The sequence below is a fragment of the Actinomadura sp. HBU206391 genome (genome assembly GCF_014323665.1).
Lineage (GTDB): Bacteria > Actinomycetota > Actinomycetes > Streptosporangiales > Streptosporangiaceae > Actinomadura_C.
On record NZ_JABVEB010000138.1, the window covers coordinates 1 to 14,511 of the forward strand.

At 71.2% G+C, this 14,511-nt stretch carries 15 protein-coding genes; 6 read left to right on the forward strand and 9 right to left on the reverse strand.

The features are described 5' to 3' along the window. From hisH to HKK72_RS27275, 7 genes are all read right to left on the reverse strand, one after another. Nucleotides 1-594, reverse strand: a 594-nt coding sequence (gene hisH, locus HKK72_RS27245) for an imidazole glycerol phosphate synthase subunit HisH (protein WP_187237290.1), incomplete at its 3' end; no start/stop codon positions are given. Beyond that, a complete protein-coding gene (locus HKK72_RS27250; RefSeq protein WP_187237291.1) occupies nucleotides 591-761 on the reverse strand; it encodes a hypothetical protein in 171 nt (56 codons plus the stop codon). The genes hisH and HKK72_RS27250, both read right to left, overlap by 4 nt. Beyond that, on the reverse strand, nucleotides 758-1,351 hold the full coding sequence (gene hisB / locus HKK72_RS27255) for an imidazoleglycerol-phosphate dehydratase HisB (RefSeq protein WP_187237292.1): 594 nt from the start codon (nucleotides 1,349-1,351) through the stop codon (nucleotides 758-760). Before hisB ends, HKK72_RS27250 begins: the two co-directional genes overlap by 4 nt. After that, on the reverse strand, nucleotides 1,348-2,463 hold the full coding sequence (locus HKK72_RS27260; protein ID WP_187237293.1) for a histidinol-phosphate transaminase: 1,116 nt from the start codon (nucleotides 2,461-2,463) through the stop codon (nucleotides 1,348-1,350). Before HKK72_RS27260 ends, hisB begins: the two co-directional genes overlap by 4 nt. Nucleotides 2,464-2,488: 25 nt before the next feature. Further along, nucleotides 2,489-3,796, reverse strand: coding sequence for a histidinol dehydrogenase (hisD, locus tag HKK72_RS27265; RefSeq protein WP_187237294.1), 1,308 nt, complete (start codon nucleotides 3,794-3,796; stop codon nucleotides 2,489-2,491). Between the two features lie 74 nt (nucleotides 3,797-3,870). After that, nucleotides 3,871-4,680 (reverse strand): PhzF family phenazine biosynthesis protein, encoded by an 810-nt coding sequence (locus HKK72_RS27270; protein WP_187237295.1) that lies wholly within the window; start codon nucleotides 4,678-4,680, stop codon nucleotides 3,871-3,873. Nucleotides 4,681-4,770: 90 nt separating this feature from the next. Beyond that, a complete protein-coding gene (locus HKK72_RS27275) occupies nucleotides 4,771-4,920 on the reverse strand; it encodes a hypothetical protein (RefSeq protein WP_187237296.1) in 150 nt (49 codons plus the stop codon). Nucleotides 4,921-5,269: 349 nt separating this feature from the next. Here HKK72_RS27275 and HKK72_RS27280 point away from each other — a divergent pair, with 349 nt between their 5' ends. From HKK72_RS27280 to HKK72_RS27290, 3 genes are all read left to right on the forward strand, one after another. Beyond that, nucleotides 5,270-5,938, forward strand: a complete 669-nt coding sequence (locus tag HKK72_RS27280; protein WP_222721182.1) for an LON peptidase substrate-binding domain-containing protein — start codon at nucleotides 5,270-5,272, stop codon at nucleotides 5,936-5,938. A gap of 24 nt (nucleotides 5,939-5,962) precedes the next feature. Then, on the forward strand, nucleotides 5,963-6,460 hold the full coding sequence (ybaK, locus tag HKK72_RS27285; RefSeq protein ID WP_187237297.1) for a Cys-tRNA(Pro) deacylase: 498 nt from the start codon (nucleotides 5,963-5,965) through the stop codon (nucleotides 6,458-6,460). Nucleotides 6,461-7,120: 660 nt separating this feature from the next. Next, nucleotides 7,121-7,852 carry a DUF6882 domain-containing protein gene (locus tag HKK72_RS27290; RefSeq protein WP_187237298.1) on the forward strand — a complete coding sequence of 244 codons (732 nt, stop codon included), beginning with the start codon at nucleotides 7,121-7,123 and terminating at the stop codon, nucleotides 7,850-7,852. A 60-nt stretch (nucleotides 7,853-7,912) separates the two neighbouring features. On the opposite strand, the gene dnaE is transcribed toward HKK72_RS27290, so the two are convergent. Beyond that, nucleotides 7,913-11,446: a DNA polymerase III subunit alpha gene (gene dnaE, locus HKK72_RS27295; protein ID WP_187237299.1), complete on the reverse strand. Its 3,534-nt coding sequence runs from the start codon at nucleotides 11,444-11,446 to the stop codon at nucleotides 7,913-7,915. A 197-nt stretch (nucleotides 11,447-11,643) separates the two neighbouring features. Next, the gene (locus tag HKK72_RS27300) at nucleotides 11,644-11,949 is read right to left on the reverse strand and encodes a chorismate mutase (RefSeq protein ID WP_315987466.1); all 306 of its coding nucleotides are present in this window, start codon (nucleotides 11,947-11,949) and stop codon (nucleotides 11,644-11,646) included. 329 nt (nucleotides 11,950-12,278) lie between these two features. Here HKK72_RS27300 and HKK72_RS27305 point away from each other — a divergent pair, with 329 nt between their 5' ends. The 3 genes from HKK72_RS27305 to HKK72_RS27315 all read left to right on the forward strand — a co-directional run. Next, nucleotides 12,279-12,818 (forward strand): DUF1269 domain-containing protein, encoded by a 540-nt coding sequence (locus HKK72_RS27305; RefSeq protein ID WP_187237300.1) that lies wholly within the window; start codon nucleotides 12,279-12,281, stop codon nucleotides 12,816-12,818. A gap of 71 nt (nucleotides 12,819-12,889) precedes the next feature. After that, on the forward strand, nucleotides 12,890-13,837 hold the full coding sequence (locus HKK72_RS27310) for an AraC family transcriptional regulator (protein ID WP_187237301.1): 948 nt from the start codon (nucleotides 12,890-12,892) through the stop codon (nucleotides 13,835-13,837). Nucleotides 13,838-13,846: 9 nt separating this feature from the next. Next, nucleotides 13,847-14,511, forward strand: a 665-nt coding sequence (locus tag HKK72_RS27315) for an AzlC family ABC transporter permease (RefSeq protein WP_187237302.1), incomplete at its 3' end; no start/stop codon positions are given.

A 14,511-nucleotide genomic window follows, 5' to 3' on the forward strand; every position in this document is an offset into this window, starting at 1 on the left:
GGCTCCCGCGTCGCCGGACTTCTCCGGGTGGAACTGGGTCGCGCACAGGGGCCCGTTCTCGGCCGCCGCGACGAACCGGCCACCGTGGTCGGCCCAGGTGACGACCGGCGGGATGAGCCTGCCGTGGCCCAACTCCCAGCGGCGCACTCCGTAGGAGTGCACGAAGTAGAACCGCGTGCCCGGATCGATCCCCCGGAACAGTACCGACTCCGCGGGAGCGTCGACGGTGTTCCATCCCATGTGCGGCAGCACCGGCGCGTCGAGCCGCTCGACCGTTCCCGGCCACTCCGCGCAGCCTTCGGTGCTGACGCCGTGCTCGACGCCCTTGGCGAACAGGATCTGCATGCCGACGCAGATGCCGAGGACCGGTCTGCCTCCGGCGAGCCGTCGGCCGATGATCCGCTCCCCGCCCACGGCCCGCAGCCCGGCCATGCAGGCGGCGAACGCGCCGACCCCCGGCACCACGAGCCCGTCGGCGTTCAACGCCGCGTCGCTGTCGGAGGTCACGGTGACCTTGACGCCGAGCCGCGCCACCGCGCGCTCGGCCGAGCGCAGGTTCCCCGATCCATAGTCGAGTACGACGATGTCCGTCACAGTCTCAGTACCCCCGCGGTCAGGGCCAGCGCGGCTACGATGAGCGCCACGACGGCCAGGGACTTGATGCCCTGCCTGACGAAGACGACGACTCCGGTGAGGAAAAAGGCTCCCACCGCGAACAGAAGAATCGACAGGGCGGTGATGTGCTGACCCGCGACGTTCACAGAGTCCCCTTGGTGGAGGGGACTCCGTTCGCCTTGGGGTCGTGGGCCACCGCGTCGCGCAGCGCCCTGGCGAGCGCCTTGAACTGGGCCTCGACGATGTGATGGGCGTTGCGGCCGTACGGCACGTGCACGTGCAGGCAGATCCGCGCGTTCGACACGAGCGACTCGAGGATGTGCCGGGTCATCGTCGTGTCGTACTCCGGGCCGATCATCGGCGCCATCCCCTCGGGCTCGCTGTGCACGAGGTAGGGGCGTCCGGACAGGTCCACGGTCACCTGGGCGAGCGACTCGTCCAGCGGAACGGACGCGTCGGCGAACCGGCGGATGCCCGCCTTGTCGCCGAGGGCCTCCCGCAGCGCCTGGCCGAGCGCGATCGCGGTGTCCTCGATCGTGTGGTGGCTGTCGATGTGCAGGTCGCCGGTGGTCTTCACGGTCAGGTCGAACGATCCGTGCTTGCCGAGCTGGGTCAGCATGTGGTCGAAGAACCCGACCCCCGTGGCGACGTCGACCTGGCCGGTGCCGTCCAGGTCGATCTCGACGAGGACCTGTGTCTCCTTGGTGCCCCGTTCGACCCGTCCGGTCCTGCTCATGCCGTGTCGTCCCGCTCGCATGCGCTCTCTCCCATGGCTTCGGCCCCCATGACTTCGATAAGGGCGGTACGGAACACCGCCATCTCCTCTGGCAGTCCGACGGTGACGCGCAACCACTCGGGCGGCCCGACCTCTCGGACGAGCACCCCTTTGTCCAGCAGTCCCCGCCATACCCGGCCTCGGTCGGCGAACCGGCCGAACAGCACGAAATTCGCGTCGGACTCGGCCACGGCGAACCCCTCGCCGCGCAGCCAGCCGACCAGCGCGTCGCGCTCTTCGCGGATCGCCCCGACGGCGGCGAGCAACTCGTCCCGGTGGGCGATGGCGGTGCGGGCGACCGTCTGGGTGACGGTCGACAGGTGGTAGGGCAGCCGTACGAGCAGCAGCGCGTCGAGCACGGCCGGGTCGGCGGCGAGATAGCCCACCCGGGTGCCGGCCATGGCGAACGCCTTGGACATCGTCCGGGTGACGATCAGCCGGGATCGGCCGGGCAGCAGCGACAGCGCCGAGGGGGTGCCCTCACGACGGAATTCGGCGTAGGCCTCGTCGACGACGACCATCCCGGGCGCCGCCGCCAGGATCTCCTGGATGACCGCGAGCGGCAGCGCCGTGCCGGTCGGGTTGTTCGGCGAGGTGAGGAAGACCACGTCGGGCCGGTGCCGGTGGATGGCGCCGATCGCCCCCTGTGGGTCGATGCCGAAGTCCGCCTCGCGGTCGGCATTGATCCACTCGGTGCCCGAGACCTGCGCGATCGACCGGTGCATCGAGTACGACGGTTCGAACCCGAGAGCGGTGCGCCCCGGCCCTCCGAACACCTGCAGGATCTGCTGGATGATCTCGTTGGAGCCGTTGGCCGCCCATACCTGGCGGGCGGTCACCCCGTGGCCGAGATAGTCGGCGAGATCCTTGCGCAGCTCGACCGCGTCGCGGTCGGGATAGCGGTTGAGGCTCCCCGCCACCCGCTCGACCGCGTCGGCCAGGGCCCGCACCAGTCGCGGCGACGGCGGGTGCGGGTTCTCGTTGGTGTTGAGGAGCACCGGGACGTCGATCTGCGGTGCCCCGTAGGGCTCGCGGCCGCGCAGGTCGTCGCGGATCGGAAGATCGGTCTTCATGGGCGCGCTCGCTCGGCGAGAACGGTCATCGCGGTATCTCCCAGTCGAAACGGGCCTTCAGCGCGGCACCGTGCGCGGGCAGGTCCTCGGCCTCGGCGAGTGTGACCACGCGGGCGGTGGCCTCGGCCAGCGCCGCCTCGTCGTACTCGACGACGTGGACGCCGCGCTGGAAGGTCTGCACCGACAGCCCCGACGAATGGCAGGCGCAGCCGCCGGTGGGCAGCACATGGTTGGAACCGGCCAGGTAGTCGCCCAGCGACACCGGCGCGTGCGGGCCGATGAAGATGGCGCCCGCGTTGCGGACCCGGGCCGCGACCTCGCGCGCGCCGGCCGTCTGGATCTCCAAGTGCTCGGCGGCATAGGCGTCGACCACGCGCAGCCCGGCCTCCAGGTCGTCGACGAGCACGATGCCCGACTGCCGCCCGGCGAGCGCGGCGGTGATCCGCTCGACGTGCCGGGTGGCCGCCACCTGGGTCTGCAGTTCCTTGCCCACCGAGGAGGCCAGCTCCTCCGAGTCGGTGACGAGCACCGCGGCGGCGAGGGTGTCGTGCTCGGCCTGGCTGATCAGGTCGGCGGCCACGTGCACGGGATCGGCCGTGGCGTCGGCGAGGATCGCGATCTCGGTCGGGCCCGCCTCGGAATCGATGCCGATCACGCCGCGCAGCTGCCGCTTCGCGGCCGCCACCCAGACGTTGCCGGGCCCGGTGACCAGGTCGACCGGACGGCACTCGTCGGTGCCGTAGGCGAACATCGCGATCGCCTGGGCGCCGCCGACGGAGTAGACCTCGTCGACGCCCAGCAGGGCGCACGCGGCCAGGATGACCGGGTGCGGCCGCCCGCCGAACTCCCGCTGCGGCGGCGAGGTGACGGCCAGCGAGCCGACGCCCGCCTCCTGGGCCGGCACGACGTTCATGACCACGCTGGACGGATAGACGGCCTGCCCGCCGGGCACGTACAACCCGACGCGGCCGACGGGCACCCAGCGCTCGCTCACGGTGCCGCCGGGCACGACCTCGGTCGTGACGTCGGTGCGCCGCTGGTCGCGATGCACCAGGCGCGCCCGCCGGATGCACTCCTCGAGCGCGTCACGGACTGCCGGATCAAGGGCGGCCAGCGACTTGTGGATCACGGTGACCGGCACCCGGAGCGATTCGAGCTCGACGCCGTCGAGGGTCCTGGTGTACTCCCGGACGGCCGCCGAGCCGCGATGGCGTACGTCCGCGCAGATCGGCCGTACCTTCTCCAGGGCGGCTTCGACGTCGAGCTCGGCGCGGGGCAGCACGGAGCGCAGGTCCTCGGGCAAGGATCCGCGCAGGTCGATACGGGAGATCACCCGCCCAGTCTACGAACAACGCCTCCCGCCCCGTGCAATGTCTCACCAGCCGAGATCGTGTCGGCGAGAGCGACTCACACGCGGAGCTCTCCCTCCAGGACGGTCCGAGCGGGGCCGCAGAGAGTGACCCTGTCGCCACGGACGGTGGCCTGCACGTAGCCGCCGCGCGGGGACGCCTGGTAGCCGAGGAGCGAGTCGCGGCCGATCCGCTCCGCCCAGTACGGCGCGAGTGCGCAGTGCGCCGAACCGGTCACCGGGTCCTCACTGACGCCGACGGCCGGGCCGAAGAAACGCGAGACGAAGTCGTGCCCGTGGCCGGGGTCGGCGATCGACGTGACGATGATCCCTCGCCCGCCGAGGCCGGCCAGCGCGTCGAGGTCCGGGGCGAGCCCGCGCACCGCCTCCTCGCCGGAGATCTGTACGAGCAGATCGCGCTGCGCGTTCCACCCCGTCCACCCCACCGGTACGCCGAGCATCTCCTCGAGCCCTTCGGGCGCGGGCGCCGGCTCGGCGGGGCAGGCGGGGAAGTCCATCTCGATCCAGCCTCGCTCGTCCCGCCGCGCGGTGAGCACCCCGCTGTGCAGCGTCTGGAAGCGGATGGTCCGATCTGCGGGGACGGCGCCGGCCTCGTACAGCACGTGGGCGGCGGCCAGGGTGGCGTGACCGCACAGGGCGACCTCGACCGCGGGCGTGAACCAGCGCAGCTCGAAGTCGGCGTCCGGCCCGTCGATCGGGCGCGGGAAGGCCGTCTCGGAGTGCTTCATCTCCGCAGCGACCGCCTGCATCCACGCCGCGTCGGCGGCGGCGGGGCCCAGAAGGCAGACGCCGGCGGTGTTGCCGGTGAAGGGGCGGTCGGCGAAGGCGTCGACGACGAGGATCCTCATGCCCGGCAACTGTAGAACCGCCGGCGGGGCGGCGGACACCCTGCCAGGCCTGTCACCTCAGGTGGCGCCGTCGACCCGGCGCCGGTCGCCTCAGGCGCCGGTCGACACCCTGGGCAGCGGGGGGAGGTCGTCGCGGGGGGCGGCATCGGCCCAGACTCCGCTGTACCAGCGTCTGGGCCGGCCGACGACCCAGCCGAGGACGAATCCCGTGGACATGCTCGCCAGGCTCAGAATGGTCACGTTCAGCCACATGATGGCTGCCTCCGGCTGTCATTGCCCGAGGGGTCACCCCCGTACCCCCGAGACAAGAACCGGTGAGGGACCTCACCGGGCCGCACTCCTGCCAGGCCTGTCCGGGTCCGGCGGCTGCGGGTCCGACCGAACTTAGCGAAGACGGGCCCCGGGCGTACGCCCTCGGCAGGAAACTGGCCCAGGTTCGTCAGGTCGCATGCTTCGTTCGAGGCAGGCGATCAGCACTCTCGATGCTTCGAAATCGGGATACCGGGCGCAGCCCTTTACGTTGTAGATCACACACTGCGCGGGAAGATCGGGCCGCGCCGCCGCCGATCCGCCCACGTACCCTGGCCAGATGAGCGTGACCGAACAGCTGCCCCTCTTCCCGCTGGGAACCGTGCTCTTCCCCGGTCTCATGCTTCCGTTGCATCTGTTCGAGGAGCGGTACCGCCTTTTGCTGCGCGACCTGCTCGAGCAGCCGGAACCTCGCCGGTTCGGGATCGTCGCGATCGAGTTCGGGCACGAGGTCGGGGCCGGCGCCGCGCGGCGGCTGGCCGGGGTCGGCTGCGTCGCCGAGCTGCACGGGGTCACCGCCCTCGAGGACGGGCGCTTCGACATCGTCACCGTCGGCGGGAGCCGGTTCCGTCGGGGCGCCGTGGACGACTCCCTGCCCTATCTGCGCGCCGAGGTCGAACTGCTGCCCGACGAGGCCGGCCGGGAGGCCGAGCCCCACGCCGGGCTGGTGACGCGGCTGTTCCAGTTGTACCGCCACCGGCTGGCGGCCACCGGGGCCGAGGTCGCCGACCCCATCGAGCTGCCGGGCGATCCGGTGCGGCTGTCCTACCTGGTCGCCGCCGCGGTCGTGCTCGACGTCGGTGAGAAGCAGCGGCTGCTCGAGGCCGAGGACGCGACCGCCCGGCTGCGGCTCGAGGCGGAGCTGCTGATCCGGGAGAACCGGCTGATCGGCGCGGTGCCCGCGGTGCCCGCCTCGCAGTTCATCGACGGCGGCGTGCACCTCAACTGACGTGGAGGCGGCAAGATGGCCTCCATGGGCAGAACGAAGACCCCGAGGGGAAGCGGGACCCCCGCCACCGTCGCCGCCGTCAAGGCCGGCATCGAGTTCACGCTGCACCCCTACGAGGCCGACCCCGGCGCGCAGTCGTACGGCGTGGCCGCCGCGGACGCGCTGGGCCTGCCGCACGACAGGGTCTTCAAGACGCTGCTGGCCGAGGTGGACGGCCGGCTCACCGTGGCGGTCGTGCCGGTCGCGGCCACGCTCGACCTCAAGGCCCTCGCCGCCGCCGCGGGCGGGAAGAAGGCGCAGATGGCCGACCCGGCGTCGGCCGAGCGTGCCACCGGCTACGTGGTCGGCGGCATCAGCCCGCTGGGGCAGCGCAGACGGCTGCCGACCATCGTGGACGCCTCAGCGTCCGGTTTCGCCACCGTCTACGTCTCCGCGGGCCGGCGCGGCATGCAGATCGAGCTCGCCCCCGCCGACCTCGTCCGGCTGACCGGAGCCGGCACCGCCGACATCGCCCGGCACTAGCACCGGCACCCGTCCGGCGGCGTCGAGCGCCTCCAGGAGGCCGTAGGACCCGATCGCCAGCACCGGCCAGAACACGAGAACGCCCCTGGCGCGCAGGTCCGCGACTCCGGTCATCTCCGTGCCGGTGGCAGCGGTGCGGGTCAGCCGCTGGAACGTCTCGAGACCAACGAGATGGCCCACCCGCCATGCGAGCACCGTGGCCGCGACACCGCCCACCGCCAGGCCGAGGAGGAGCGCGATGTCCCTCCCCCGGCCGCCCGCGGCGTAGGCCACGAAGCCGCACAGCACCCCGGCGACCAACGTGATCAGCGCGAAGCGCCCGTCGGTGCCGATCATCGCCTCGGTCTCCGGGTCCGCGAGGACGGCGGCGCCGTCGACCACCACGTACCGCACGTCCGGCGAGATGGCCGCCCACAGCAGCCCCGCGGGCGGGCCCAGCAGCGCGAGCGCCACCGTCGTGGCCGCCCAGATCCGTAGAGATCTCGCCGGGCCGCCGCCGCGTGCCGAACTCCGCCACCACCGGACCACTCGCACGCTCCCACCGGACTTCCGAACCATGGTCTCCTATGTGTACGGCAGCGTAACGCCCCCAACATGATGGTCGACCCCGATGATCCACAACGCCGCACCCTCGCAACTACTTGGGATAATGTGCCCGACATGTCTGGTTCCACCTCCGTGATCGCGCCCGGTCCTCCCCCGTTCAGCCAGGCCTTCGCCCGGCTCGGCGCCGCCCTGACCGCGATCGTTCTCCAGCAGCAGGAGACCCTGTCCGAACTGCTCCCCCGTGAGGACTGGAACGCCGACCTCACCGCCCGTACCTACTCCAGCGGCGGCGTGACCGTCCGCGTGTCCCTGCTCGGCAGCTATGCCGAACAGGAGCAGACCTGGCTCTGGGGCTGGGCGAACACCCAGTTCGGCCCCGAGCATCCCGCCGTCGTGCCGACGCTGGCGGTGCGGGAGGCCGGCGAACGGCTCGGCATCCCGGAGCTGACCACGCCCGAGGTGGACCTGTCCGGCTACGACGGGCCTGCCGGGCACGGCGGCGAGCTCATCGCGGTGGCGGCCGCCGGGCTGCTCGGCGGCGGCGGTTACATCGGTGCGGGCTACCCGGGCGGCTCGGCGTACCTCCACGTCGACGACCCCCGGGTGCCGCAGGCCGAATGGGACCCGGTGCCGGTGCCACGGCTCGTCATCAACGCGACCTCGCTGTTCCCGAGCGACCACCGCCTGACCCTCGCCAGGTTCCTCAGCCACCACAGGGTCGGCTACCGCCAGACGCCCGCGACCATCGAGGCGCACCTGCCCGGGGGCGGCACGGGCCTGGCCGGCTTCGACGGCGCGGGCCGGTTCACCGGCTGGGAGGCGGGGCTGTCGCCGGCGAACGTCTGACCGGCCGCCCCGGCGAGGGATCCGCCCGAACGGCCGCCCGGCGCACGCCGGATCCGGCCGTCAGGTGAGGCAGGCCGGGCCGAGCAGCTGCTTGAGATCGCCCATCAGCGAGGGCGAGGGACTGACCCGGAGCCGGTCGTCGAGCCGCACCACGGTCGTCCTCGGCCCGTTCTGCAGGTGCAGGTGCACCTCGCTCTTGCCGGGATGGGTGACGAGCACCTCCTTGAGCCGCTCGACCACCGGAGGGGTGCACCGCCCGATCGGCATCGTGACCGAGAAGGGACCGCCCGCGTCACTGATCGTGAGATCGGGCTGGATCACCTCCATTGCGATGATCTTCGGGACGTCCTCGCGCTTGTCCAGCCGGCCCTTGACCACCAGTACCGCGTCCTCGGCCAGCAGCGTGGAGCACAACTGGTAGGAGGAGGGGAAGATCATCACTTCGATCGCGCCGCCGAGGTCCTCGAGCGTCGCCATCGCCCAGGAGTTCCCCTGCTTGGTCACCTTGCGCTGCAGGCCGGACAGCAGCCCGCCGATCGTGACGATCTGACCGTCGGTACGGGCGCCGTCGGCGGTCAGCGAGGCGATCGTGCAGTCCGTGGCTGCGGCCAGGATGTGCTCGACGCCCAGCAGCGGGTGATCGGAGACGTACAGCCCGAGCATCTCCCGCTCGAAGGCCAGCAGAGTGGTCTTGTCCCACTCCCCCGGTGGAATGTCCACGTCGAAGGTCGAGTCCGGGCCGCCGTCGTCGCCCATCGAGCCGAACAGCGAGTCCTGGCCGATGGCCTCGTTGCGCTTGATGTCGATGACGGTGTCGATGGCCTGCTCGTGCACCATGACCAGGCCCTTGCGCTCGTGCTTGAGATCGTCGAAGGCACCGGCCTTGACCAGCGACTCCACGACCCTCTTGTTGCACACCACGGGCGGGACCTTGCGCAGGAAGTCGTTGAAGTCGGTGTAGCGGCCCTTCTCCCCGCGCGCCTTGACGATGCCGTCGACGACGTTGCCGCCCACGTTGCGGATCGCGGACAGGCCGAACCTGATCTCCCGGTCGCCGCGCGGGGTGAAGTCGGCGTCGGACTCGTTGACGTCCGGCGGCAGGACGGTGATGCCCATCCGGCGGCACTCGTTGAGGTAGAGGGCGCTCTTGTCCTTGTCGTCCTTGACCGAGGTGAGCAGCGCGGCCATGTACTCGGCCGGGTAGTTGGCCTTGAGGTAGCCGGTCCAGTACGAGACGAGCCCGTAACCGGCCGTGTGCGCCTTGTTGAAGGCGTAGTCGGAGAACGGCAGCAGAATGTCCCAGAGGGACTTGACCGCGGCGTCGGAGAAGCCGCGCTCCTTCATGCCCGCCTCGAAGCTGACGTACTGCTTGTCCAGCTCGGACTTCTTCTTCTTGCCCATCGCCCGGCGCAGCAGGTCGGCGGAGCCGAGCGAGTAGCCCGCGACCTTCTGCGCGATGGCCATGACCTGTTCCTGATAGACGATCAGGCCGTGGGTCGTGTCGAGGATCTCCTTGAGCGGCTCCTCGAGCTCGGGGTGAATCGGGGTGATCTCCTGCTGGCCGTTCTTGCGCAGCGCGTAGTTGGTGTGCGAGTTCGCGCCCATCGGACCCGGCCGGTAGAGCGCGAGCACCGCGGAGATGTCCTCGAAGTTGTCCGGTTTCATCAGCCGCAGCAGCCCGCGCATCGGCCCGCCGTCCAGCTGGAACACCCCGAGCGTGTCACCGCGGGCCAGCAGCTCGTAGGTGTGCTTGTCGTCCAGGGGCAGCGCGAGCAGGTCGAGATCGAGACCCTTGTTGAGCTTGATCGCCTTCAGGCAGTCGTCGAGGATGGTGAGGTTGCGCAGCCCGAGGAAGTCCATCTTCAGCAGGCCGAGGTTCTCGCACGTCGGGTAGTCGAACTGCGTGATGATCACACCGTCGCTGTCGCGGCGCATGATCGGGATGTGGTCGGTGAGCGTCTCGGCGCTCATGATGACGCCGGCCGCGTGCACACCGGTCTGCCGGATCAGTCCCTCGAGGCCCTGGGCCAGGTCGAGGACCTGCTTGACGTCGGTCTCCTCCTCGTACAGCCTGCGGAGCTCGCCCGCCTCGCTGTAGCGGGGGTGCTTGTCGTCGAAGATCCCCGACAGCGGGATCTCCTTGCCCATCACGGCCGGCGGGAAGGCCTTCGAGAGCCGGTCGCCGAGCGCGTAGGGGAAGCCGAGGACGCGGCCGGCGTCCTTCACGGCGGCCTTCGCCTTGATGGTCCCGAAGGTCGCGATCATCGCGACCTTGTCGGCGCCGTACTTCTCGGTGACGTAGCGGATGACGTCACCGCGCCTGCGCTCGTCGAAGTCGATGTCGACGTCCGGCATGGAGACGCGCTCGGGGTTGAGGAACCGCTCGAAGATCAGTCCGTGCGGCAGCGGGTCGAGGTCGGTGATGCCGAGCGCGTAGGCCGCGAGCGAGCCCGCCGCCGAGCCTCGGCCCGGCCCCACCCTGATGCCGTTGTTCTTGGCCCACATGATGAAGTCGGCGACCACGAGGAAGTACGACGGGAAGCCCATCTGAAGGATCACGCCGATCTCGAAGTCGACCTGGCGCTGGTGCTCCTCGTCGATCCCGCCGGGGAAGCGCCGCTCCATGCCGCGCTGGACCTCCTTGCGGAACCAGCTCTCCTCGGTCTCGCCCTCGGGGATGTCGAACTTCGGCATCAGGTTGTGGAACTCGAACATGCCGGCCGCGTCGACCCGTTCGGCCACCATGAGGGTGTTGCGGCAGCCCTCCGCCCAGATGTCGGAGGTGTCGATGGCGCGCATCTCGTCGGCGGTCTTGAGGTAGTAGCCGCTGCCGTCGAAGCGGAACCGGTCGGGGTCGGCGAGCTGCTTGCCGACCTGCACGCAGAGCAGCGCGTCGTGCGCCGCGGCCTCGCTCTCGTGGGTGTAGTGCGAGTCGTTGGTGACGACCGGCGGGATGTCGAGCCGTCTGCTGATCTCGACGAGGCCGTCGCGGACCCGGCGCTCGATGTCGAGCCCGTGATCCATGATCTCCAGGAAGTAGTTCTCCTTGCCGAAGATCTCCTGGTAGCGCGCCGCCGCCTCGAGCGCCTTGTCGAAGTGGCCCAGCCGCAGCCGGGTCTGCACCTCTCCGGAGGGGCACCCGGTCGTGGCCATCAGGCCCTCGGCGTGGTCGGCGATCAGCTCGGTGTCCATCCGGGCGTACTTGAAGACGAAGCCCTCGGTGTAGGCCCGCGAGGTCAGCCGGAACAGGTTGTGCAGCCCTGTCCTGTTGCGCGCCCAGATCGTCTTGTGCGTGTAGAGACCGCCGCCCGACAGGTCGTCGCGCTTCTGGCTGGGCTCGCCCCACTGGACCCGCTTCTTGTGGAAGCGCGACTCCGGCGCGACGTAGGCCTCGATGCCGATGATCGGGGTGACCCCCGCCTCGGCGGCCTTCCGGTGGAAGTCGTAGGCGCCGTGCATGTTGCCGTGGTCGGTCATCGCGATCGCCGGCATCTTCTGCCGGTCCACCTCTGCGAACATCTGCTTGAGGCGCGCCGCCCCGTCCAGCATGGAGTACTCGGTGTGTACGTGAAGATGTACGAACGAGTCGGCCATGCGCGCAGCGCCTCCTGATGTCACATGCGACCGCCCACGTGCGCGGGCACGCGTCAGTGATCGGACCGGGGGAAGGTCGCCGTCCGGGGGTCTGCGGCCCCGCGGACGACGCGGTCCTGTGAGCCTAACGCGGCGACCGGGGCGCTCGGGACCCGACACTCCGGATGTCCTGTTTGTCAGGAGTCAACCATTTGGCGTCAGCGGGCATGCGCTCCGCGCTCCTCCTCGGCCACCTCGAGCCCGGCCTCGATCACCGCGTTCATGATGCGGGCCAGCCGGTGCGGCCCGAGCCTGGGGGCCCGATGGGCCATGGCCTCGACCACCTCCCGCTCACGCTCCCGGTCCCGCCCGGCGAACCCGCCGACCGGCTTCAGCCTCTGCACGGCTCCCGACAGCGCGAGGCGGCGCTCGAGCAGCACGGCCAGTTCGGCGTCGACATGGTCGATCGCGGCCCGTATCTGCGACAGGCTCTTGGCCCGCTGGGCGATGTCCTGATCAGACACCCGGACTTCCCTCCCTCTGGCGACCGCGGCCCTGGCGAGTGGGCCGGCCCGCGCCCTGAAGCGCACCGGTCAGCGGTGCTGGACCTCTGGAAATGCGAAAGGCAGAGCACCCAGCGGGGGGCCCTGCCTTGCCGGCTTCGGGATCGTCGCTCAGGCCGCGCGGGCCGGCGCACCCGAAGCCGGCGGGGTGAACACGAAACGGCGACGATCCATATGCGGGATCGTAACCCGGCCGAGCGCGAGGTCGCCACATCTCGAATCTTCCGTCTCACCAGCCGAGACGTGACCGCTAAAGTGACGCAAAGGCCGCCAAGAACATGGGAGACACCGTGACGGAACCTGCGCACAAGCTCATCGTGATCGGGTTCGACGACCCGCTCAAGGCCAATGAGTTCCTGCTGGCGGCCGTACGCCTGCAACGTCACGAGCAGATCCGCCTGCACGACGCGGTGTTCATCGAGCGCGACCCCTCCGGGCGCGCGAGCGTACGCGAGACCCAGGACATGACGCCCGGCCGGGGAGCGCTCGGCGGCGCCATCTGGGGGCTGCTCATCGGCACCCTGATGGGCGGCCCGATCGGCGGGCTGATCGGCGGGGCGGCCTCGGCCGGCGGCGGCGCGCTGCTCGGCAAGCTCATCGACACCGGCATCAAGGACGAGAAGGTCAAGGCGCTGCGCGACGCCGTCCGGCCGGGCACCACGGCCCTGGCACTGCTCGTCAGCCACCTGTCCCTCGGTGATCTCCAGCGCGAGCTGGCCCGCTTCCCGGGCGCCACGCTGGTCGAGTCGGACCTGTCGGAGGCGGCGGTGACCGCAGTGCGCATCGCCCTCGGTGAGCAGGAGGACCCGGGCGCCGACCGCGCCCCGTAGCCGGCCGGCCGGCCCCGTGGCCGGCGGACTCACCGGCCTCGCACCCGCCCGGCGGCCGGACGCTCCCTACAATGTCGGCCGTGAGCGGCGAGCTGGCACATTACTGGAGTCATCCCGGACTTCCGGACGTCGGCCTGCTGCGCGCCCGGTTCGTCACCCATCGATTCGGCCGCCACGCCCACGAGGGCTACACGGTGGGGCTGATCGAGTCCGGCGTGGAGGAGTTCCACCGCGAGGGCACGCTGATGCGCGCGGGCCCCGGCGCCGTGGTGATCGTGAACCCTGAGACCGTGCACACCGGCCACGCCGGCGTCCCCGAGGGCTGGGCCTACCGCGCCGCGTATCCGCCGGTGGCGGTGCTGACGGAGATCGCCGCCGAGTTCGGGGCGCGGCCGGGCACCCCGTACTTCCGTGACGCGGTGATCGACGACCCGCAAAGCGCCCGGCTGCTGCGAGCCGCCTACCGGGCCGCGCAGCACGGTGACGCGCTGGCCGCCGCGTCGCGGCTGCGCTCCGCGCTCGCCGGCCTCCTGCACCGGCACGGCGGCGTCTCTCCCGAGCGCCGGCGCGATCGCTGCGCCCCCACCGCGGTACGGGCCGCCCGTGACATCCTGCACGAGCGGCTCGTCGACCCGCCGTCGCTGGAGGAGCTGGCCCGGGAGGTCGGCGCCCGTCCGTTCACGCTGCTGAAGGCCTTCCGCGCCGCGACCGGCCTGCCGCCGCACGCGTACCTGAACCATCTCCGGGTACGGCGCGCGCGCCATCTCCTCGACGAGGGGCTGCGCGCGGCGGAGGTCGCGGCGAGGACCGGCTTCGCCGACCAGGCCCACCTGACCCGGCATTTCAAGCGCACCTTCGGCGTGCCGCCCGGTGCCTACCAGCTCGGCCGGACGCGCGTCTCCGCGCCCTCGCCGGAGCCGTGGACGTCCACTCCGGAAGAGCCCGGAAAACCGGTAAAGCTCGGAAAGCCTGGCGATCCGGCAATAACGTTCAAGACCGGGCCCGGCCCTCTTCCCTAGCGTCGCGCCATGGCAACGATTCAGGCGCGCGGCCCCGATCACGCCCGCACCGCGGCGATCAGGGACGGACTCGGCGTCGGCGTCGCCGTCGGGGTGTCCGGGCTCGTCTTCGGTGCGGCCGCCGCGGCGGCCGGGCTGACCGTCCTCCAGGCCTGCGCCCTCAGTCTGCTGGCGTTCACCGGCGCCTCCCAGTTCGCGCTCGTCGGGGTGGTCTCAGGGGGCGGCAGCCTGGTCGCCGGCACGCTCGGGGCGGTGCTGCTCGGCGGTCGTAACGCGTTGTACGGCCTGCGGCTGGCGAGCCTGCTCCGGGTCCGCGGGGCGCGGCGGCTGGTCGCCGCGCACGTCGTCATCGACGAGACGACGGCCGTGGCCACCGCGCAACCGGACCGGGAGTCGGCCCGGGCGGGTTTCGTGGTGACCGCCGTCACCCTCTACACGGTGTGGAACCTGACGACGCTGCTGGGCGCCGCGGGAGCCTCCCGGCTGGGCGATCCGGAACGGTACGGGCTCGACGCGGTCGGCCCCGCGGTGTTCGTGGCGCTGCTGTGGCCGTTGCTCCGCCGGGGCCGGGCGGAGCGGCTCGTGGCCCTGGTCTCCGTGGCCGTCGCCGTCACGGCCACTCCCCTGCTGCCGCCCGGCGTACCGGTGATGCTCGCCGCGGTCGTGGCCGTGGC